Origin of the sequence: Planktothricoides sp. SR001, from assembly GCF_001276715.1 — a bacterium.
GTDB classification, from domain to species: domain Bacteria; phylum Cyanobacteriota; class Cyanobacteriia; order Cyanobacteriales; family Laspinemataceae; genus Planktothricoides; species Planktothricoides raciborskii.
This window is the reverse complement of record NZ_LIUQ01000029.1, coordinates 34,636-55,390: the sequence shown is the minus strand read 5'-3', so window position 1 is coordinate 55,390 and position 20,755 is coordinate 34,636. Positions and strand designations below refer to the sequence as shown.

Annotated in this window: 11 protein-coding genes; 1 reads left to right on the top strand and 10 read right to left on the bottom strand. The window is 43.3% G+C overall.

Annotated features, from left to right (window positions below; all coding sequences use genetic code 11):
- Positions 1–168 precede the first annotated feature (168 nt).
- The 3 genes from AM228_RS17225 to carA all read right to left on the bottom strand — a co-directional run bounded on the left by AM228_RS17225 (position 169) and on the right by carA (position 2,671).
- The gene (locus AM228_RS17225) at positions 169–639 is read right to left on the bottom strand and encodes a Mini-ribonuclease 3 (RefSeq protein WP_054467468.1); all 471 of its coding nucleotides are present in this window, start codon (positions 637–639) and stop codon (positions 169–171) included.
- Between the two features lie 223 nt (positions 640–862).
- On the bottom strand, positions 863–1,219 hold the full coding sequence (locus AM228_RS17220; RefSeq protein WP_197285334.1) for an STAS domain-containing protein: 357 nt from the start codon (positions 1,217–1,219) through the stop codon (positions 863–865).
- A gap of 288 nt (positions 1,220–1,507) precedes the next feature.
- Positions 1,508–2,671 (bottom strand): glutamine-hydrolyzing carbamoyl-phosphate synthase small subunit, encoded by a 1,164-nt coding sequence (gene carA, locus AM228_RS17215; RefSeq protein WP_054467516.1) that lies wholly within the window; start codon positions 2,669–2,671, stop codon positions 1,508–1,510.
- Between the two features lie 631 nt (positions 2,672–3,302).
- On the opposite strand from carA, the gene AM228_RS17210 reads away from it, so the two are divergent.
- Entirely contained in the window at positions 3,303–3,887 is a 585-nt protein-coding gene (locus AM228_RS17210) for a TIGR02281 family clan AA aspartic protease (RefSeq protein WP_054467464.1), read from the top strand.
- Positions 3,888–4,002: 115 nt separating this feature from the next.
- On the opposite strand, the gene trpD is transcribed toward AM228_RS17210, so the two are convergent.
- The 7 genes from trpD to AM228_RS17175 form a co-directional block, all read right to left on the bottom strand.
- The gene (gene trpD / locus AM228_RS17205; RefSeq protein WP_054467462.1) at positions 4,003–5,091 is read right to left on the bottom strand and encodes an anthranilate phosphoribosyltransferase; all 1,089 of its coding nucleotides are present in this window, start codon (positions 5,089–5,091) and stop codon (positions 4,003–4,005) included.
- A gap of 135 nt (positions 5,092–5,226) precedes the next feature.
- Complete coding sequence (locus AM228_RS17200; protein WP_054467460.1) at positions 5,227–8,052, bottom strand: WD40 repeat domain-containing protein; 2,826 nt, start codon at positions 8,050–8,052, stop codon at positions 5,227–5,229.
- A 343-nt stretch (positions 8,053–8,395) separates the two neighbouring features.
- On the bottom strand, positions 8,396–9,664 hold the full coding sequence (locus AM228_RS17195) for a hypothetical protein (RefSeq protein ID WP_054467458.1): 1,269 nt from the start codon (positions 9,662–9,664) through the stop codon (positions 8,396–8,398).
- Positions 9,665–9,779: 115 nt separating this feature from the next.
- Positions 9,780–13,529, bottom strand: coding sequence for a tetratricopeptide repeat protein (locus tag AM228_RS17190; RefSeq protein ID WP_054467455.1), 3,750 nt, complete (start codon positions 13,527–13,529; stop codon positions 9,780–9,782).
- 726 nt (positions 13,530–14,255) lie between these two features.
- Positions 14,256–14,759, bottom strand: coding sequence for a hypothetical protein (locus tag AM228_RS17185; RefSeq protein ID WP_054467454.1), 504 nt, complete (start codon positions 14,757–14,759; stop codon positions 14,256–14,258).
- A gap of 394 nt (positions 14,760–15,153) precedes the next feature.
- Positions 15,154–18,708, bottom strand: coding sequence for an AAA-like domain-containing protein (locus tag AM228_RS17180; protein WP_054467452.1), 3,555 nt, complete (start codon positions 18,706–18,708; stop codon positions 15,154–15,156).
- A 12-nt stretch (positions 18,709–18,720) separates the two neighbouring features.
- Positions 18,721–20,028 (bottom strand): AAA-like domain-containing protein, encoded by a 1,308-nt coding sequence (locus AM228_RS17175; protein WP_054467449.1) that lies wholly within the window; start codon positions 20,026–20,028, stop codon positions 18,721–18,723.
- Positions 20,029–20,755 lie beyond the last annotated feature (727 nt).

The window sequence follows — 20,755 nt, the reverse complement described above, 5'->3', positions numbered from 1 at the left end:
ATTTGTTCAAAATTTTTACAAAATTTTTGCAACTTGGTTGAGCCGCGATATCCGTATTAGATAATTTTTGGATAATTTATCGACGAACGTGAGACCCAACGAAAGTGAGCAAAGACGCACCAATTCAAGCCGAGACAACATTGATGCGTTATTGATCCGTCAGTTGAATTAGCGATCGGGGTATAAGTGATGCAATAGTTGGCGCAGCCGATCGCCATCGGTGAGATATAGGTATCCCATTAAGGTTTCTAAGCTAGTCGCCTGTTGATAAACCGTAGCGGAAACTCGCTTGGGTTTTCCTGATGCGGCATTTCGTCCTCGTCTGATAATATCTTGCTCCACATCAGTTAAATAGGGTTCGAGGGATCGCAAATGCTCCGCTTGGGTCTCCGCTCGCACTTGAGCCACCACTTCTTGATGATAACTATGCTGCCGCTTAGGAGGCAGTAAGTAAAGTCCTCGAATATAAAGCTCATATACCGCATCTCCCAAGTAAGCCAAAGCCGTTGGTGACAACTGATTCACTTGTTGCTTAGATAGTTGCTTAGGTGACAGAATATGCACCGAAAGATCAAATAGATCACAAGGTTCTATGGGGCGATCGATAATGGAAAAATCTTCTTGACTGGGTGACACCATCCCAAAGGTTTATTGTCCAAATACAGAAATTTATCAGAAATTTATCAGAAATTTACCAGCAATTTACCAGCAATTTACCAGCAATTTACCAGAGCAAAAATACTCAGAATTGGCTCTTGATTCGCGGTGGATGACCCTGACACGGGCCAATACACTAATATGAAATATGAAGAACTAGCTATCCAGTAAGTAAACTGGATAGCTGGTTATATCGGTTCATAGATCAAGCCTGATTAATATTTTCCAGTGCTATTTCCAAAGAATTCTGTAAAGACAGAAACTTCTCTAAACGCACCAGTTTTACCGTTTGTGTAACTCGCGGATTGGCAACAATTTGGAAACTTCCTCCGGCATTTTGAGCTTCCTTAGCTATTTTTACCAATGCTCCCAATCCAGAACTGTCAAGAAATTCGATTTTAGACAAATCTAAAATCACCTGATTCGGCCCTTCCTTAATTAAGTCACCCAAAACCTTGCTGAAGGTTGCTTCTGAAAAAGCATCTAATAAGCCAGTCAGACGGATGATTTGGTAGTTGTTTTTCACCTCGCGAGCACCTCGCAGGCTCACGGTCAGGTTCAATTGATCAGCGATAACGCCCTCCTACGTCTATGATTCTATAAAACGACGGTTAAGTATATATCCTTTCTCGCTGATTGTAAACCACTCTGAGAAAAAAGAGACAAGATTCAGGATTAATAGTTGAATGTTGTTGGTTATTGATTACTGGTTACTCGTTACTGGTTACTGGCTACTGGTTACTGGTTATTTGTCCTTATTCCTTGGCGATCTGTTCATGGTTGACTGTCCACCGTCAACGGTCAAGGCTCAACCATGAATGGCATAAAATGACCTATAGACTTATGACTCCTAACAGGAGCGATGAGAGCGCATGGCTTTGACAAATTCCTCAAACACATAGTCCGAGTCATGGGGGCCTGGAGACGCTTCGGGGTGATACTGCACTGAAAAGACGGGCAAGGATTTGTGACGCAAAGCCGCCACCGTGCGGTCATTCAGATTTAAGTGAGTAACTTCCACGTCGGGGGATAAGGAATCTTCCTCGATCGCAAAACTGTGATTTTGACTGGTAATTTCCACTTGTCTTTGCAGTCCTGCGGGTTGGTTTAAACCCCGATGGCCAAATTTAAGTTTAGTGGTTTTGGCTCCGAGAGACAACCCCAAAATTTGATGTCCCAGACAAATACCAAATAAGGGTTTATTGCTTTGCAGTAATTCCTGGGTTGTGGCGATCGCTTCTGTCACCGCTGCGGGATCTCCAGGGCCGTTAGACAGAAAAATGCCATCGGGATTATATTTGAGAATTTCCTCCGCCGGGGTATTCGCAGGCACCACGATCACGCGACAGCCAAAACTGCTCAGTCGGCGAAGGATATTGCGTTTAATCCCAAAATCCAAAGCCACCACCGTATAAATTTCTTTTTGCGCGGGTTCCGCCGTGGTGGATGAGGCGATCTGAGCATTAAATTCCCAATCCGCCGAGGTACTTTCTGACCATTCATACACCTCAGAGGTGGTGACTTCTTTGGCTAAATTCAACCCCAACATATTGGGAGCCGCTTTTACTTTTTGGAGTAATTCATTAACGTCGAGAATTTCGGTGGAAATCCCCCCATTCATGGCGCCAAATATACGAATTTTTCTAGTCAGGGCACGGGTATCAATGCCATAAATTCCCGGAATATTATGTTGCTTTAAGTAATCCGGTAAACTTTTTGTCGATCGCCAGTTACTCGGTTTCCAACAGATATTGCGAGCGATCGCGGCTTTAACTTGGGGGCGGTGGGATTCTTCATCTTCCATGTTCACCCCGGTATTTCCTAACTCTGGATAAGTGAAAGTGACTATTTGTCCACAATAGCTGGGATCTGTTAACACTTCCTGATATCCTGTCATGCCTGTGTTAAAGACGACTTCTCCTATGGCAGTGCCAGGGGCGCCGAATGACCACCCCTGATAAAAGGTGCCATCGGCAAGCACCAACAGTGCGGGTTGACCTCCAGATAACGGCATATAAACCTCTACTTCTATACTTGCTTTATTTGCCAACAACTGCATTGTTCATGGTTGATTGTTCCCTGTTGACCGATGATGCTTCACTTTCAATGCTTAAAGGTTTATGTAGGATCAATCAACAAGCTTTGCAATTATGACATGATTACTCCCCCAGGGGAATTGGTGATAGATGAAATGTAAAGAATTGACTATATTTACATTCGCCTATTGGTAGCCTCATGGAGGGGTCATGCATCCAGAAGAAGCCTCGGAGTACACCAGGGGGAGGGGAGATGGGGAACTTCCCCGGCTGGGAAGAATTCACTCAAGCCTTGGCACCCTTGTGAACTGGGCGATTTTTTTACCTGTGATAAAATTAACATAGCGTTACAAAATCCTTAAAAATACCTCCGCTAGATTAATTGGCTTGTCCGTTCATCGGATATTTTCGCTATTTCCCCTGATGTTTATAGCCGGTGTTTAATTTCAATAATATTCAGAAATCATGTATCCTTTTCTTTAGGTGATGCAGTGAATAATTATCAAGCGATCGCCATTGATAAATTAGTTGATTATTAGGCAAAAATTTATCATTTTTTTGCTCTTTTCATTGAAAATGAAAAAAATATGAATTAACCAGGTTAAAACCATGAAAAAAACAATCGCAGGTTTCATCACTTGTTTGGGCATAATTTTTCTGCAAAGCCCGGTAATTCCTCAAGAACATCCGGGATGTTTTGTCATTGATGCTAATGGCAGCTATCGAAATTTACCGCAGCTTTGTCCCGAAGTTACATTCGACCCCAATGCTCCCACTGGTGCAGCCGGAACCGGAGGAGGTCAAGCTGGAGTCTTACAAGTTCCTATCAAAAGTAGTGAAGGGGGAACCCCAGTGGTAGATGTCACATTTAATGGCAGTCAAACATTTGAAATGCTCTTTGATACGGGAGCCACGGGTACATTAATTACGGAACCAATGGCCAAAGCTTTAAAGATTCAATCCCAAGGAACTGCCACAGTGACTATCGCCGATGGCAGTCAAATTGAAGTAAATTTAGGAGTGGTTAAATCCGTGAAAGTCGGTAATCTGATGGTCGGTGAACTTGTGGTGGGAATTGCGCCGCAAGGGGCAGAAAAAGGACTTCGCAATCGGGGTCTGCTGGGACAAGATGTTTATGGAACTTATGATATAACCATCAAAAAAGATGCGATTGAATTTAAACCCCGTTCTTAATTGTCCCATCAACATAAATTAATATTGTAAGTTTGTTATTTGTTGCTGGTTATTCGTTATAAGAAATTTGGTGAACAAATAACAAATAACAAACAACAAATAACAAACAACTAGATTAGTCTTGGAAAAATTGAATTAGTTGTTCTAATTTGTCCCAAGCTGTCCCAGATTTGAGAATGTCTTTGGCGATCGCAATTCCTTGTTGATGCTCCCCGACGGCAATCAGACCGGCGACTTGAAACGCCAAAGAAGCATTTAAAGCAACGACATCTTGTTGGGCTGGAGTTCCTTTACCCTGAAGCACATCGCGCAAAATCTGGGTGTTTTCGGGAATGTCGCCGCCCCGTAATGCGGCAGTGGGGGCTTTGGTTAATCCCAATTCCTGGGGGTTGAGGACGCTGAGTTCAACGACGCCATTACTCAGAATCGCTAGGTCGGTGGCGTCTGCTAAACCCGCTTCATCCAGTTTTTCTCGTCCATGTAAGACGATCGCCTTTTCGGTTCCCAGTTGTCCCAAAGCTCTTGCGATCGCCTCTAGTAGCTGACTACTGAAAACCCCAATCACCTGACCTGTGGGACGTAAAGGATTCACCAAGGGGCCGAGGAGATTAAATACCGTGCGGATTTTTAGGGTACTTCTCAGGGTTGCCACTGCCTTCATCGCCGGGTGCCACCCAGGGGCAAATAAAAAAGTCACCCCCACTTCTTGCAGCGCTGACTGAACTCTCTCTGGATGTGCCGTCAAGTGGATCCCTAAAGCTTCCAACACATCAGCGGAGCCGACTTTACTGGACGCGGAACGATTCCCATGTTTGGCCACAGGGATACCTGCGGCAGCGGCCACAAAAGCCACCGCTGTGGAAATATTAAAGGTGGACGCCCCATCCCCCCCAGTGCCACAAGTATCAATCACGGGTTTTGGCCATTCTGGAACCGCAAGGCGGTGTCCGGCGACGGATTGAAGTTGTAAAACTTTGGCCATGCCCGCTAATTCATTAGCTGATACTCCTTTGGCTTGCAGTGCAGCTAAAATTGCCCCGGATAAGACGGGGGGGATTTCGTCTTGCAGCCATCCTTGCATCAGCAGGGATGCTTGTTGACTGGTGAGAGATTCTCGATCCAGGATTTGCTGGAGTAAGTTGGACCAATTCATGGTGGTAGATTTGGCAGTTGATTCAGCTTGAGGTGTTGAGGAATAAGTCATAAGAATTTTGCGGTTTAGGCCAATGCAAATGCAAAATCTAATTTTATCTTGAATTAGAATCTTGAATTAGATTCGGAAATCTTATAACCAGCCTCTTACCATTCCCTTGACTTTAGAATTTGCCGATAGTTTGATTCAAAGGATGCAATGCCAAATTTTCACTTCTCCATCAGCGCTGCAACTGGCAAAGGTTTGCTCATCTCTAAAGGCTAAAGATAGGATGGGTTGTTGATGACCTGTGAGAGTGCAAAGTAAGGAAATATTTTCCGTGTCTGGGGAAATCAGCCAAATTTTGATGGTTTGGTCAATGCTGGCACTGGCAAGAAATTGCCCATTAGGACTAAATTTGACACAAGTCACTGGTTCTGAATGCCCTGTGAGGGTAAATATTACTCTGCTTTCTGGAGCATTTGGGCTGATGTGCCAAATTTTAATCGAGCAGTCTAGACTCCCACTGGCGAGGAGATGTCCCGGTTGATTCAGAAGATATCCTGGATGAGCGGAAAATGCCAGTGAGGTAATCGGTTCTACATGGTCTGTGAGGGTGCAGAGGAGTTCTTGAGCATTCATTAGCCAAATTTTCAACTCAGCGTCTACGGCACCACTGGCCAGGATCTGGCTGTCGGGACTAAAGGCTAGGGCATCTACGGGGGCTTTGTGGCCGGTGAGTACGGTTTGCAAGGATGGCCAAGGGTACTCATATAACTCTGGGTCAACTTCTGGGTGTGACTTTGAGAGATTCGCTTCTCGTGATGCTTTGGCGGAATCGGATAAAATATCGGCTAAAATATCGGCGACGGGAGCAATTTGAATGGTTTGATCTGCACTGCCACTGGCGATAAATTGACCGTCTGGACTGATGGCGATCGCTCGCACGGATAGAGAGTGACCTGTGAGGATTTTTAAGGGTTCTAATTCAGAGGACTGGATTCCCCCATTCGCCGGAATGACAAGTTTTTGGTTTTCTTCAGTTGGCCAAGTCAATGGCCAAATTTGAATGGTGCGATCGCGAACCGTTGCGGATCCAACATCGCCACTGCCACTGACGATAAAATCTTGCTGGGGACTGATGGCGATCGCCCGCACCGCATGAGTATGACTTGTGAAGGTTTGAGATAATTCAGCAGATAAATTAGCAGATAAATTAGCAGATAAATTAGCAGATAAATTAGCAGATAAATTAGCAGATAAATTAGCAGATAAATTAGCAGATAAATTAGCAGATAAATTAGCCAGATTTTCTGTGGTCGAATTTTCTGTCCGTAATTCTGAGAAAATTTGCCAAACTTTTACGGTATGGTCGGCACTGCCGGTGGCCAAAAACATTCCATCGCGGCTAAAGTCTAGGGAAAATATGACTTCTGCATGGGCATTCCAGCTATGCAGACATTTCCAATTGCCATTCCAATTGCCATTCGGCGCAACGTTGCGGATGCAACGCTGCGCGAACGCCCTTCTGCATAATACTTTGGTTTGTAAGTCAGAAATCGCTTCTTGCGGTTGAAGCTGAGAGAATGCCCGGAGTTGCTTCGTCTGTTCTTGGAGTTCAGCGATCGCCTGGGATTGCAGGGCTAGGTCTTCTTCAATGCTGTGGCGATCGATTGCTTCCAATGGGGCTAAACGGTTTTCCATTTCCGCTTCTAGAATCGCAATTTCTTCTGACAAGTTTTTAATTTCTCGATGTAACTGAGGAATATAATAAAAGTCAATATAATTTGCCGAATCGCTTTCGCTTTCTGTCCATCCAGCATAACTTGAAATTAAATTTTTATAGAATAAAAATTGTTGGTTTGGGCTGGCTTCAACGGAAATTGAATTAGGCAAACTTCGCAATTCACTAGCAACTATTTCTGAAATTAACTCCCGCAGTTTTGTTTCCGGTATCCCTTGGTCGCTGGTTTCTTCCCACAAGGATTTCGCCTGATTCAGTGCAGCGATTTCTCCTCGCAGATCGGAAATTTGCTGGAGACAATTTTTAATTTGCTCTTTAATTTGCTCCTCAAATTGGATTTGAGATGGATGGTTTCCCTCTGGTGGCGGCGGGGACATTTTCTCGACGGTTTCATTTAATTGAAGAATAGACGTCCGGGCAGCTAAATTTTGTTCATGCAGGGTTTTAATCGCCGCAATCATCAGTTTAAGTTTTTTTTTCGGCACCAAATTGTCGGTTTTACTCTGAACTTGAGTTAATTTTTCATAAAGTCTGATTAACTCTGTTTTAATTCCCGAAATTTCCGCCTCTACATAACCATTACTGGATAAATTGCGCTGATTAAAATCTTCAATTGGTGCATCTTGGGCATCGCTTTGACTGGGAAAATTTGCCAATTTATTAATAATAGGTAAATTAGTAGGTAAATTGTTGGGCAAATTGTTGGGCAAATTGTTAGGCAAGGTGCATGGGATTTGATGGCTCATTTTTTCCAAATTCACCATCATTTGACTAATTTGAGTTTGTTGATGTTCAAATTTTTGGCATAAGCGTTCTAAAGATGTTTCCATTTCTGCCAGAGGCAAAGAGGCGATATTGCATCCGCAACGCTGCGCGATATTGCATCCGCAACGCTGCGCGATATTGCATCCGCAACGCTGCGCGATATTGCATCCGCAACGCTGCGCGATGTTGCATCCGCAACGCTGCGCGATGTTGCATCCGCAACGCTGCGCGATCGCTGGTTGAATCTGTTGTTTTTCCCTGGGACTTTCTGGTATACGTGAACTGGGCTGCCCCGGGACTAAATCAGACAATTCCTGGCATTGTTCTGTCACTTCAGCGCCAATTATTTGTCTACTTAAAGATAATAATTTCCGTCGATGCAATAGATTCAAAATCAGGGACATGGACATGGGAACAGCCATTAACGCCGCTTTTTGCGTGGTGACAGCGGCAACTGCACCCATCACGGAAGCAACAATGGATAAATACTCAGCAACTTCTAACCAACCGTAATTCCTTTGCATGGGAAAATTCCTATACCCTTTTGGCAATTTTTTCATTCTTAGGGGATGGAATCCGGAATTAAATGCAGTTCATCCGTAAAATTTACAAAATAACGAGAACAGGGAAGAGGGAACAGTGGTGCGGGGGAGCGGGGGAGCGGGGGAGCGGGGGTGCAGAGGGGAAAGTGAATAGTGAATAGTGAATAGTGAATAGTGATACTTTTTTTAACTTGTACGGGCGTCCTTGCGAAGCATAATCCGTCAGGCCTTATGGCCAGAAAGCCCCTACGACTTTTCAATGCATCACTTTCCCCAACCAAAAACCAACAACCAACAACCAAAGAATCCCTACCCAACAACCAATTTATTTCCGTTTTTGCAGCTTTTTAATCGCCGCCACCAGGGGGGCAATATCTTCCTTGGTGAGAAACTGGGTTGGTTCTGGGGACTGTTGTTTGATTAACGCGCTTAGTTCTTGTAATTGCTCTTCTAGGGGTGCTGGATTAAACGGGGGTGTGAGGGAGTTAATTTTATCTTGGACTTCCGCAAGTTCGGCGGAAACTTGATTTAAGATATTTTCCAAGTTTTCGACGTTGGCAGCATCGGAAAGATGATCCAAGTCCTCTGTCACCTTTTCCACGGATGATTGTAGATTGTGGGATAGCTGTTGTAGTTGATTAATTTGCCCTTCTAAAGCATTTAAGGTGCCAAGAATGCGTTTAAACCGTTTGCTGGTCTGAGTTTTTGTGGTGGTCAGGTCTTCAGAGATTTGGGCGATCGCAACTTCTATGCTACTGATATCAACCGGAACCGGGGGGGCTGGTAACTCTAAAAACTGCTGATTTAGTTGTGCTTGTTGAGCGGCAATTGTTTCTAACTGCTGGGTTAATGTTTCTACTTCTACTTGCACGACCGTTCTTTGTTTAATTTCTTCGCTGAGTGCTTGGATTTTTTTCCTGACTTTTCCTAAAGACTGGTCTTGCTTAAGCTGTTGTAATGTTTGAGTCAGCCGCTGTAAATAGGGTTTAATTACTTCGTGATTTTTCTGCTCTAGTTGACCGATCCGTTGTTCTAGTTCAGAATAGTTTGCCAGAGCAACTTCTCTAATTTCTCCAGCATTTTTACCAGAAATTTCACCCGCTTCACTTCTTTGTATGGCTGGAGGGATGAACTGGGAATTACCGATAGATTGGGTCAGCTTTTCTAAAGATTCTTGCAAAGTTAAAAATCTCACATTCACCATTTGCCAGTCATCTTCGGTTAAAGCTTTATTTTCTAGCCTTTCCGTGACTTTTTGCAGATGGTAAATTGATTTTTGCAGGGCTTGAAAATCCATCTGGGGTTGGTCATTTTCTGGCAAAGCGGTATAGAGAGATTCTACCACATTTCTGACATCAGATATGGCGGCTTTGGTATATTGTTCGGTGTTTTCATCGAGGCGATATCGGTTGGCTAAATTGAGGGAAAGTGCCACGGTTAAGGGGGCGGCAGCATAGACAACTTGACCGGATAAGGCGCCGGCTAAGGTGCCGATCGCTGATGCCGCAATGGAAACGGATTCCGCCAGGTCTAACCAATGGTATTCGCTGATGATTTGGCGCAGGTTTTGGATATTAGGTTGGATATTTTGCATGATTCTATGATTTGATAATTGATCTGATAATTCACAATTAAATTAATTAGTAGGTTGGGTTTCGTGACCTCAACCCAACCTACTGAGGACTTTCTGACCAAGGACAAGAAGCAATTTATCCTTCTTCGCAACCGAGTCGCTTCAAGGAGTCTAAGGCTTGTTGCTGGCTGGGGATATTTCCTTGGGCAGCAAATAATTCCGCTGCCTGTTTTAAGTCAGCGATCGCCTCGGTGCGATCGCCCATTTCAAATCGCGCCAACCCCCGATTATTGTATGCACTGGCATAATCCGGTTTCAGGGCGATCGCGCTGTCGAAATCTGCCACGGCTCCACCATAATCGCCAGTTTTTAGCCGGGAAACGCCGCGATTAGAATACGCCACCGCATCATTGGGGTTCAGGGTTAAGGTTTCGCTGTAATCCTCAATGCTACCCAGATAGTCTCCCTGGTTATACCGGGCTAACCCGCGATTGTTATACGCGACGGGATCGTTCGGGGCTAAACGAATGGCCATTGTGTAATCCAAAATGGCACTTTCATATTCCCCTAACTGACGATACGCTTCCGCTCGTTGGAAATAAGCGCCGGTATTTTCCGCCGAAATCCGAATCCCATCTTGCCGCTGAATCACCTGAGTATAATCGGTGATGCTATGGCGATAGTCGCCGATTTTATAGTAGGCAACAGCCCGGTTAAAATAAGTCACGGGTTCATCGGGATCCAGTTCTATCGCCTTGCTATAATCCGCGATCGCGCCAGGAAGATTGCCCGTATGATATTTTGTCAATCCCCGGTTATTGTAGCTGGTGGCGCGATCAGGGTTGAGGGCTAGGGAGGCATCATAATCCGCCATTGCCCCAGCATAATCGCCAATTTCTAGCCGTTCAAACCCTCGGTTGTAATAAGCCTCCGCATTTCCCGGTCGTAACACCGAATCGGTGAACCGATCGATTAACCCGTGAATAATCTTCAGCGAAGAAGTTTTCACGGCAACTTCTCGTTCGGGAATATCGCGATCGCTACTGAGAAAATGATGACTGGAAATTAAGGCCATTTTCTCATCAGCAACTAAAAAGTTTTCATGGGTTCCCAGTACCTTATATTCCAGTTGATTAGGATATTTTTCCCGCAGGGCTTCTAAGTCATTTAGGGCATCATAAGATTGGCGACGGGTGGTGAGATTTTCGGTATGCCATTGCTGCTGAACTAACAGCGGAAATTCTCCCTCATTAATATCTGCCAGATGACCCCAACCAATTTTTAATTGACCATTGCGTTCTAGGAAAGCTTCAAATTCATCCAACAGACCGCTGATGATTTCACGATTCAGCCACGGACAGACAATTATCAGCAGCTTATTACTGTTAGCGATCGCCTGGATTAAACAGTCGTAAATTGCCGGACGGTCAAAGATTAATTCATAATCGCATGGGGCAACATCTTGCAACAGTTGACTAATGCCACTCATTTGTCGCTCAATGGAGTTGCCGATCAGATCGTCAATTTGACTGGTGGCGGTTTGGGTTTCCGCTTGTTCTATTTCTAGTTGTCTGGTTTGCAGTTGCAGGGCTTGGAATTGCTCGTCGAGTTGCGCGATCGCCTGACTAAGTTTTGTTTCCAAGGTAAACAAGGATTGTTCCAATTTTTGAACTTTTTCGCGATCGTTGAACTTGTCTAAATCCTGTTCTAGTCGGGTGACTAAATCCGAGACTGTATCTTGCAGTATAGCTATATCCTGGCGAGTGACGGCTAACTCAGAAACCGTAATTTCTTCCAATCCTTTTTCCAAATCAGTTAATTTTTGACCCATGCCATCAATCTCTTGCTGTAATTCAGATAATTGAGCATTTAAGGTTAAGAATTGATCGGTGATTTCTTGATCGTTGCGATTGCTTACATCCTGAGTTTCTTTGAGGTGGGTTTCTAAAGATAGATAACCGGCTTCGAGTTGGTCTAAACGCCAGCAAACGGTTTGGTAATTACTCGTCAAATCTTCAGGAATTTGGTTTTCTGGTAGTTGCTCAACTTTGGCCATCAGCGCCTCAATTTGTTCTCGGAGTTCTCCGGTAATACTATGCGGATTCCCCATATTCAGATCGTGGACTTGTTGATCCAAGATTTCCACATTCCCCGATAACTGATAAATCGTATCTTTGAGCAGACCGATTTCCTTAAGTTCTTGGGTGATAATTCTAATTTCTGGATACAAATCCGTCCCTGTCTCTCCTCCGATCATCTCGTTATTATTCACCGAAGTTTCTAAGCGGTTGATTTGCTCTTTCAGGGCTTGGATTTCATCGTGTACTTGCTCGTTTACATTGTCCCCATTGGCTAAAAATTGGACTTGTTGTTCTAAATTGTCCAGATTCGCCGCCAATTGTGAGACGCTGCCTTGAAGAATAGCAATTTGGGCGATGTCTACTGCCCGTGACAAGTCAGATTCATGGGTAATTGTATTTCCTGATTCACCGAATGTATGGTTGCCCAGAGATGATTCTATGCGATCGATACTTTCGGTGTTACTGGCTAAAACTCGCTCTAGAATTTCAATTTTTTGCTGATATTCAGAATCAGATAAAGATTGATCCCAGTTACGGTTTTCTAAAGTCGATGCCAGCAGGTTTTGGTAGTCTTGCTGTAAGGCGATTAAAGTTTGCTGTTGGTCTAGCAGTTGTTGGTGAATTCCGGTTAATTCCCAGGCAGAAATCTCAGACATCCGGATTTCCATTTCTTGCTTGACTTCGGCAACCGCATCGGCAATTTTGGCTAATGCGGTTTCAATCCCAGTTAGTTCAATGATCTGTCCTTCTTTGACTTCTACGACAGCTAGGGACATCCGCTGATTCACACGGTGACTAAGTTGCTCTAATCTATCTTGCAGTGCTTGCAATTCCGACAAATTTTGAGTTTGAACGGTGGCGGGAGTTTGCTCCCCAATTCGGTTGATTTGTGCTTGCAAGTTTTCGAGGCGATTCGCGAACGCGATCCACTCTGCGGAATCGCGCAATTCTGATAAAGCGCTGCGATCGCTTGCCGCAGTTTGTTGGAGTTGTTCTTGCTGTTTTTGTAACTCCTGTAAAGTGATAGATAGCGAACGCACCTCTTCTTTTTCCGCCAGATTTTGGCTATTCACCACTAAGCGATCGGTGGTATTTTCTAACGCCGCTACTTGACGTCGTAATTGCTCCAATTCTGGCACCAAGGAATTAACATCACCCCCTTGACCGATATTGTTTAATTGTTGCTTGAGTGCTTCAATTTCAGCAGTGACGCTGGTCAGATCAACGGAAGTTGTCCCCGTCATCTTTTGCAACTTAGAAGGCAGTTGGGTCAGCTTCGCGTCCATCTGCTTAAGTTCGTTTTCCAGATGCGCGATTTTGTCCGGTGGAGGTAGTTGCTGCCAAGTTACTTCAACGCGATCGCGCAATTCGTTGAAAAACTCTTGTAAATTGCCATATTGCGATCGTAACTGCACAATATCTTGGCGGATGGGGTTTAATTCCACTCCCACATTGGTCAATGCCCCAGATTTGTGTTGCTCCAATCCGGCGACGGAAACGGTTAAATTTTCTACCTGAGATTTCAAACTGTTATAGTCCGAGGACTTGGGTAAAGTTTGGATCTCCTGGCGGACTGAAGCCACATCCTCAGACAGTTTTTGGTCAATTTTGACCACTTCTGTGGAATTAGACCCACTCGACGAGTATTTTCTGCGGTTCGCGGCACCGAGTACCAAAGACAAAGCCCCCGGCCCGATCGCATATCCGACGTGCTGAGAAAGCAGTACCACGGTGACAGTCCCCGCTGCCGTACAAGCGAGGGATATATATTCCAAAAGTTCTAATGGACTCAACTGTTGTTTCATAAGGGTTCCTCTATGTTTCACTTATCAACGATAGATGGCCAAGACTTGTCTCTGCTAGTGAGTCTCGGTAGTTTAGCCTCAAATCGGCAATCTCTGCCGAACGCCCATAGCGTCCCGTAGGAAGTCGCTCGTTGGGCCTTTGCCAATACAAATTTTCTTTAACACCTATTGTGCCATTACCGCGCAGGGCGATCGTTACTGCATTTTATTTTTATATCTGTTATCTGTTATTTGTTCGTTGTTCGTTGTTCGTTGTTCGTTGTTCGTTGTTCGTTGTTCGTTGTTCGTTGTTCGTTGTTTGTTGTTGGTTATTTGTTATTTGTTCGCGGTTCGCGGTCAAAGGACAAACGACAAATAACAAAATAATAACAAAACAACTTGCCAACAAACAACAAACAGGGAAAAGGGAACAGGGAACAGGGAACAGGGAACAGGGAACAGGAAAGAGGTGAATTATGAAAACTCTCTCTTCTATGCATCTTTCTTCTCTCTCCTCTCTCCTCCGTTCCCCGTTCCCTGATAACTGTTCCCCTTTCTCCAACAAACAACAAACAACTTGCCAACAAACAACAAACAGGGAAAAGGGAACAGGGAACAGGGAACAGGGAACAGGAAAGAGGTGAATTATGAAAACTCTCTCTTCTATGCATCTTTCTTCTCTCTCCTCTCTCTTCCGTTCCCCGTTCCCTGATAACTGTTCCCCTTTCTCCAACAAACAACAAACAACTAATCCACTTTTCTAAAATCATCGATAAGTTGCTGAAGCGCTACAATTACTTGGGTTAAGCTTTCAATTTGTTCCAGTTCGGGTCGGTCTTTGAATTGTTGACTTAAAGTATTCAGTTGATCTTTGATTTGTTTAATCGCTCCATGAAGTTGCTGTTGCTGCGATCGCAATTTTTGCACTGCTTCGATTAATGAGGCGATCGCTTTCATCGACTCAGCATTCGATGTCAGGTTAAATTGTTCTGGGGATTGTACTTTAGCCGCATCAATATTTTTTAGGGAGAGGGCGGCAATTTTTTCCTCTAATTGGGCGATCGTGCGCCGAGAATGCCAATTCTGATTTAAACCATAGCGGCGGTTGATCGTATTCAACAATATGGCAAAACAGATCGGCCATGCTGCGTAGGTGAAATCGCCAAAAACTGTCGCCAAAATTGTCCCGGTTACGGCACCAGCTAAAGAAATATACTCGGCTATTTCTAGCCCCCTAGGATGTTTGAACATTGGTTAATTATTTTATCTTAAGCAGATATTTTCTATTTTAATACCATTTACAAAAATTCATCCAGCATTAGGGGCGATCCTTCCCCGCACCCAAAATGGTTGCATTTTTGATAATTAATTGGAAACGGTATTACATTTACAGGGCATTTTTTGGTTTAACCACAAATTTTCGTAAAAATTTCGTAGGGGCGAAGCATTCCGGCAGTCTATTTAATATTCCCAACCATAACCTATATGCCGGAATGCTTCGCCCTTGCCTGGTTCAGGGCGAAGCATTCCGGTATATAGGTTAATATTTTGATCGGATGTTATCTGCCGGAATGCTTCGCCCACCATTTACAAAAATTCATCCAACATTAATAGTAGGGTGGGCAAGGTTTTGCCCACCCTACTATTAATTTTCTGAAACATTTTGACAAATGGGATCCTGTAGACTGTTGATCAGGTAATCATTCAGGCGATCGCAGCCCATTTTTAACAGTTGATTTAACTGGGAATCTCCGGCATATTTTCCTGGATCATCAATGGGTAAATCTTCTAAAGTCCAGAATTTCACCGTCTGATCCCAACTGCCCGATGCCAAAATTGGTTCTGTGGGATGAAAACTTAATTCCCAAATGCGGTTATCATGTCCTTCTAAGGTTTTTAATAGCCGTCCATTTGGTTGCCAAAGTTTAATGGTTTTATCGTCAGAAGCCGAAGCAATAATCTGACCATCACGACTAAAATCTACACTTAAAACCTTATTATTATGACCTTCTAAGGTATGAATTAATGTGCCATCTAGTCGCCACAATTTTACCGTGGTATCATCAGAAGCCGTGGCAATTGTTTGGCCGTCGGGACTAAATGCCACCGAATTTACATCATGGATATGACCCTTTAATGTCGCCAATAACTCCCCTTTGAGATTCCACAGTTTGACGGTTTTATCTTTACTAGCGGTGGCAATTATTTGACCATCGGGGCTAAAATTTAAGCCATAAATCCACTCATCATGGGCGATAACATTTTGCAGTATTTTGCCGTCTAAATCCCACAATTTTAGAGTCCGATCCCAACTCACAGAAGCAATGATTTGACCATCGGGACTAAACCGGACAGCGGAGACTGAATCCTGATGACCAACCAATGTTTTTAGCAATTCCCCATTCAGGTTCCAGAGTTTAATGGTTTTATCTTTACTCCCCGTGGCAATGGTTTCACCATCAGGACTAAAGCGAATAGAATTAATTAAAGCTGTATGACCTGTTAAAGTTTGTAACTTTTCTAGATTAAAATTAATTAATTGTACCGTAGGCTGGCGACTGCTAACCGCTAAAATGTCTCCCCTAGGATTGAACCTAACTGAATAGGTGACGCGATCGGGATTTTTAAAGGTTTTTAATAAACGAATATCCGGCTGCCACAGTTTAACGGTGCGATCGCTACTGCCCGTGGCCAAATTTTTCCCATCTGGAGTAATACTCAGGGTTAAAACACTTTCTTTATGTCCTGATAAGGTGTTGAGTAAGTCCCCGTCTAAGTTCCAAAACTTGACCGTTTTATCTTGACTTGCTGTAGCTAAAAACGGGAGTTTGCCCCGAGAAAATGCGACTCGATTAATCACATCAAAATGCGCCCGAATTGGTGGTTTTAGTAATTGGCCTTTTAAATTCCAAAATTTTAGGTTTCCATCGCCACCCACCGAGGCGATCTCCTGACCTTCTTGAATAAAAATTGCTCCCGTCACTCCGTCTTCATGGGCTTTGACGGTTTTAAATAGCTCAATTTTATCAATTTTATCATTTTTTTGGTTAATTTTCCATAGTTTAATGGTGTCATCATAACTTGCGGAAACCAGCAGGCTGCCATCAGGACTAAAATTTAAATTAGTCACTTCTTTTTGATGTCCGCTTAAAATTTGGTGCGGAACTTCAACCCCTGATTTGTCATCCCTTGAAACTAAATTAACCGACCAAATGTTAATAATATTATCCGCACCACCAGAAGCCAAAAATAGACCATCGGGGCTAAATGTCACGGCAAAAACTGATTTACTATGACCTTGGTAGGTTCTGAGTAATTTTCCATCGGTTGTCCATAAGCGCACTCTACCATCTTTACTCGCGGTGGCAATCATCCGATTATCAGGAGAAAAAGTTGCCCCATAAAGGCGATCGGGATGTTTCAACGTTACTAATTTTTGCCCCTCCCGACTCCAGACGATCGCCTCCCCATCATCACTCGCGGTGAGTAGCATATTACCATCAGAACTAAAACTCACTTCCCACACCCATCCTTGGTGGCTATCTAAGCGATTTATTTCTTGTAATTTGGCTAAAGGTTGTTCTAAATTATTGAGAGTTTGCTGTTGTAATTCCGGGGAAGTCTTTAAGGACTGGATGGTTTTTGCAGCGCGAATACTATCTACTAAAGCATCCAGTTGATTATTCGATCGCTGATAGGCTTCGGAGGCCGAATTGCGGGCTTGAATTTCATGGATTTTGGCCTCATTTTTTTCTGCTATGGCTTTGGTGACGATGAAAATTGCGGATAGGGAAATTACTCCCAGTCCCAATAAACCAATGCCAATCATACGTTCGGCTTTTTTCTTGGCAACGGTTAAAATTTTATTGGCTTGTTTCTCTTCGGTAAATTCCGCTTCTTGACTGGCATTTAAGAATTGATAATCGCGATCGCTTAAACTTTGATTTTCCGCCCAACTGAGGGCATCTTGTAACGCTTGACCCCGTAAAAGTCGGGAACGATCTTGACGGTTAGAAGCTTCCCAGGCTGCGATCGCTTCTGCATAAGGTCGCAATTTGCCTAATTCTTGAGCAATCCAATTTTCGTGAAAAACTGCTTGATAGATTTTATTATAAACTCTGACTTGATTGCCTTGTTTGATGACTAATCCCGTCAAACGTAACTCCGTAATATCCGGGTTATTTTCATAATAAATTGGCTCAGATTTGCCATTGAAATTATCGTTGGTTTGTTGTAATATCTTTTGATATAGTCCCAACAACCGTCCCGATCTGTGGGGATTTACTAAGAGGCGATCGCGAATGGTTTTAATATGTTCTGGTTCATCCTGAGTTTCCCATTGATCCAGAATAAACTTTTGCACTAACTGGTCAACATTGGGCTGTTTGCCGTTGGTTTTTTGTTCCAGTAAAAAACAGAGTTTTTGGGTCATAAATGGTTGCCCCCCCGTCCAGTTTAAGATTTCTTGTAACACCTGTTGGGGATTTTGCACTTGCCCGGTAAAACCTTGGGCTAATGGTTGGGCTTCTGCTAAGGTAAAACCAGTTAATTCAATACTTTTGCCAATATTAAAGGGGGTTTTCGTCTTATCATTAATTAACTCTGATGGGGTGGTTACACCCAACAGGCAAAAGGTCAACCGTTGATAATCGGCATTTTCTGCCCGCTGATTATAGCAAGCGCGAATCCAGGCAAAAAAATCATCTTTCCAGGATAAATTTAAACTTTGATCGATTTCATCCACAAAAATCACAATTTTGCCTGGGTATGCCGGAAATATCACCTCTTCAAGTAACTGGGTTAACCACTGATTTGGGGCTAAAATTCCTTCGCGATCGCGCAACCAAGGTAAAAGTTTAAAACTCCGGGAAAGACCGGGAAAATTTTTCACCAAAGTTCTAATAAAACCCCCATACCACTGTTCGGAAGTCACCGCTTCTGACCCTAATACGGTCAAATCAATCGCCGCACAAAGCACCTCCTCCGATACCAGCTTTTGCAGGGTTCTCACCTTTAAACTAGATTTGCCCATTTGTCGGGAATTAAACACATAGCAAAATTGCCCTGCTTTTAACTGTTGATATAGGTCTTGATCTGCTTTTCTCACCACATAAGTGGGGGAATTGGGAGGTAAACTCCCCCCAACCTGATAAACTGAATTGGGGGTAGCAGAGGAGTGGGTTTGGGTGGGGATATTCATGGTTAATTGTGGTTAATTTCCTAGGCGATCGCGAAAATATTTAGCATACAAATCACAGCGCGGGGTGCAATCATTACCCTGCATTTGTACTAAACCCATACTTTGTAACTTATAGGCGATCGTGGAATCTAAGCGGACAGGTTTGGCCGCAAAAACCACTTGTTTCAACGCTTCAAGTAAATCGGGATGTTTTTGTAAACTTAACAAATTTTCCCGCAGATGATGACTATAAATTCCCGCCTCCGTTGGGGCATCCGCTAACAACTGATCCAGGGTAAGCTGCTGATAGATTCGCAACTGAGAAAGCGCTTGTTGTACCAGGTGCGGATGACCCCCGACCATTTTCATTAATTGATTCACTTGATTCAGGTTCCATTCCAACCCATAGCAACGGGCTAAATCGCGGATTTGCTGAGGTTTAAACTCTGGTAATTCCACCGGCACCCCCACATTAAAGGGAGACTGATTAATATTTAGGGGAATATAAACTTCAGTGGCATGAACCACCATCAATCTTAATTGTTTCCAGGTTTCATTAATCTTAGCATCTTCATGCCAAGCTCGCAACAATCCTAAAAAACCTTCTGCTACTTGATGATAAGGAAAAATCCGTTCCACTTCATCTAAACATAAGACTAAGGGACTGTCCTCGCTGGGTAATAAATATTGTTCAAAGTATTCCGTACAATTCACCGTACTACTAGAATAGCGATCGTCCCAATAATCTGCTAACTGATTTTTAATCCGCATTTTTTTACCCACAATCACGCAGAACCATTGCAGAAATTTATCTAAATTACTACATTCGGTTTCTGCCGCCAGATTTAAATTTAAATAAACCGTGCGGTAATTTTGGGTAGCAACGCCTTCCAACATTCTTAAACTGAGTAAAGTTTTCCCCATGCCCGCTGGGGCTTTAATTCTAATCAGAGAACCCGGTTGGAGTAATGTTTCATAACAGCGAGATTCTAGGGGGGGACGTTCTACATAAGTTTCTTCAGCCGAATCGATTTTTGCGGCATCATTTGCCGCTTGTTTGTTTTGGCATAACTTTCTTTCTAAAGCCGTTTTAAAATTTTTTTTACCAACTTTTTCTCCCAAGGCTGTGGAGAGTCTTTCCCAGAGTTTTTGTCCGACAATGCGATGTAAGTAACTGGCTGTATAGTCAGTATTCACGGCCATTTCCTCATAGGTTTGATTGTGCCATGCCCCCCGAAAAATTGTGATTTCTAAGTCCGTGAGATGTTTGCCGGTTTGCTCAAAAACTACCCGATCCGCAATTTGCGATGCTTCGGTAAAATTTATGCTGTTTTCTGACATAGCAATTCAAAGTTTATGAAGCTTATATTGTATCAATATCTGTAAAATTGCACTGTGATCCGTGGAGCAATTTTTGATTGTTATTGGTTATTTGTTGTTGGGTAGGGATTCTTTGGTTATTTTTTGTTGGTTATTTGTTGTTGGTTATTTGTTTTTTGATTAACCGCACAAAAACAAATAACGAATAAAGAATAACAAATGCACCCTCGCTCCGAAAGCTCCTCTGCTCCCCCGCACGTCCGCACGTCCGCACCCCCGCACCCCCGCTTCCCCATTACTCTCAGAAACTTAACTATTTGTAATAGGTTTTAACAATCAGTTACATTTACCGAAAATTTCCGCCTTTTTACCAGAAAAAATCTAATTTTCGGAGATTTATCTGAGCGAGTGAGGGGTGAGATATCTAGGTGCTTTTGTCCATCTAATCTCAGGGCATTTACCGAATAAATTGGCGAAAATTATCATTTTTTTATAAAAATTTAACAATTTGCCCAGATTTAATCGTGATTAAAAATCCGCATAAAATAATTATGAATCATTGATTAAAAATTGTTACAAAGTTATACATAAATCAAACATAAATCAGACAAAGTTTGTGATCTATATCACCCACAGCAGCCAAAGCATAATGATAAATTGAAATAGGAAATAAGTTAATTTACTTATTGAAGCTTGATTAACTTAGGGTGGGGGTTGCCCACCAATTATAAACACCCTCTTCATCGAT

What these genes read in the sequence shown, in the direction of transcription:
- AM228_RS17225 (WP_054467468.1), bottom strand. Translation starts at nt 639, where the DNA reads ATGGTGTCACCCAGTCAAGAAGATTTTTCCATTATCGATCGCCCCATA.
- carA (WP_054467516.1), bottom strand. Translation starts at nt 2,671, where the DNA reads ATGCCGTTATCTGGAGGTCAACCCGCACTGTTGGTGCTTGCCGATGGC.
- AM228_RS17210 (WP_054467464.1), top strand. Translation starts at nt 3,303, where the DNA reads ATGAAAAAAACAATCGCAGGTTTCATCACTTGTTTGGGCATAATTTTT.
- trpD (WP_054467462.1), bottom strand. Translation starts at nt 5,091, where the DNA reads ATGACTTATTCCTCAACACCTCAAGCTGAATCAACTGCCAAATCTACC.
- AM228_RS17200 (WP_054467460.1), bottom strand. Translation starts at nt 8,052, where the DNA reads ATGCAAAGGAATTACGGTTGGTTAGAAGTTGCTGAGTATTTATCCATT.
- AM228_RS17195 (WP_054467458.1), bottom strand. Translation starts at nt 9,664, where the DNA reads ATGCAAAATATCCAACCTAATATCCAAAACCTGCGCCAAATCATCAGC.
- AM228_RS17190 (WP_054467455.1), bottom strand. Translation starts at nt 13,529, where the DNA reads ATGAAACAACAGTTGAGTCCATTAGAACTTTTGGAATATATATCCCTC.
- AM228_RS17185 (WP_054467454.1), bottom strand. Translation starts at nt 14,759, where the DNA reads ATGTTCAAACATCCTAGGGGGCTAGAAATAGCCGAGTATATTTCTTTA.
- AM228_RS17180 (WP_054467452.1), bottom strand. Translation starts at nt 18,708, where the DNA reads ATGAATATCCCCACCCAAACCCACTCCTCTGCTACCCCCAATTCAGTT.
- AM228_RS17175 (WP_054467449.1), bottom strand. Translation starts at nt 20,028, where the DNA reads ATGTCAGAAAACAGCATAAATTTTACCGAAGCATCGCAAATTGCGGAT.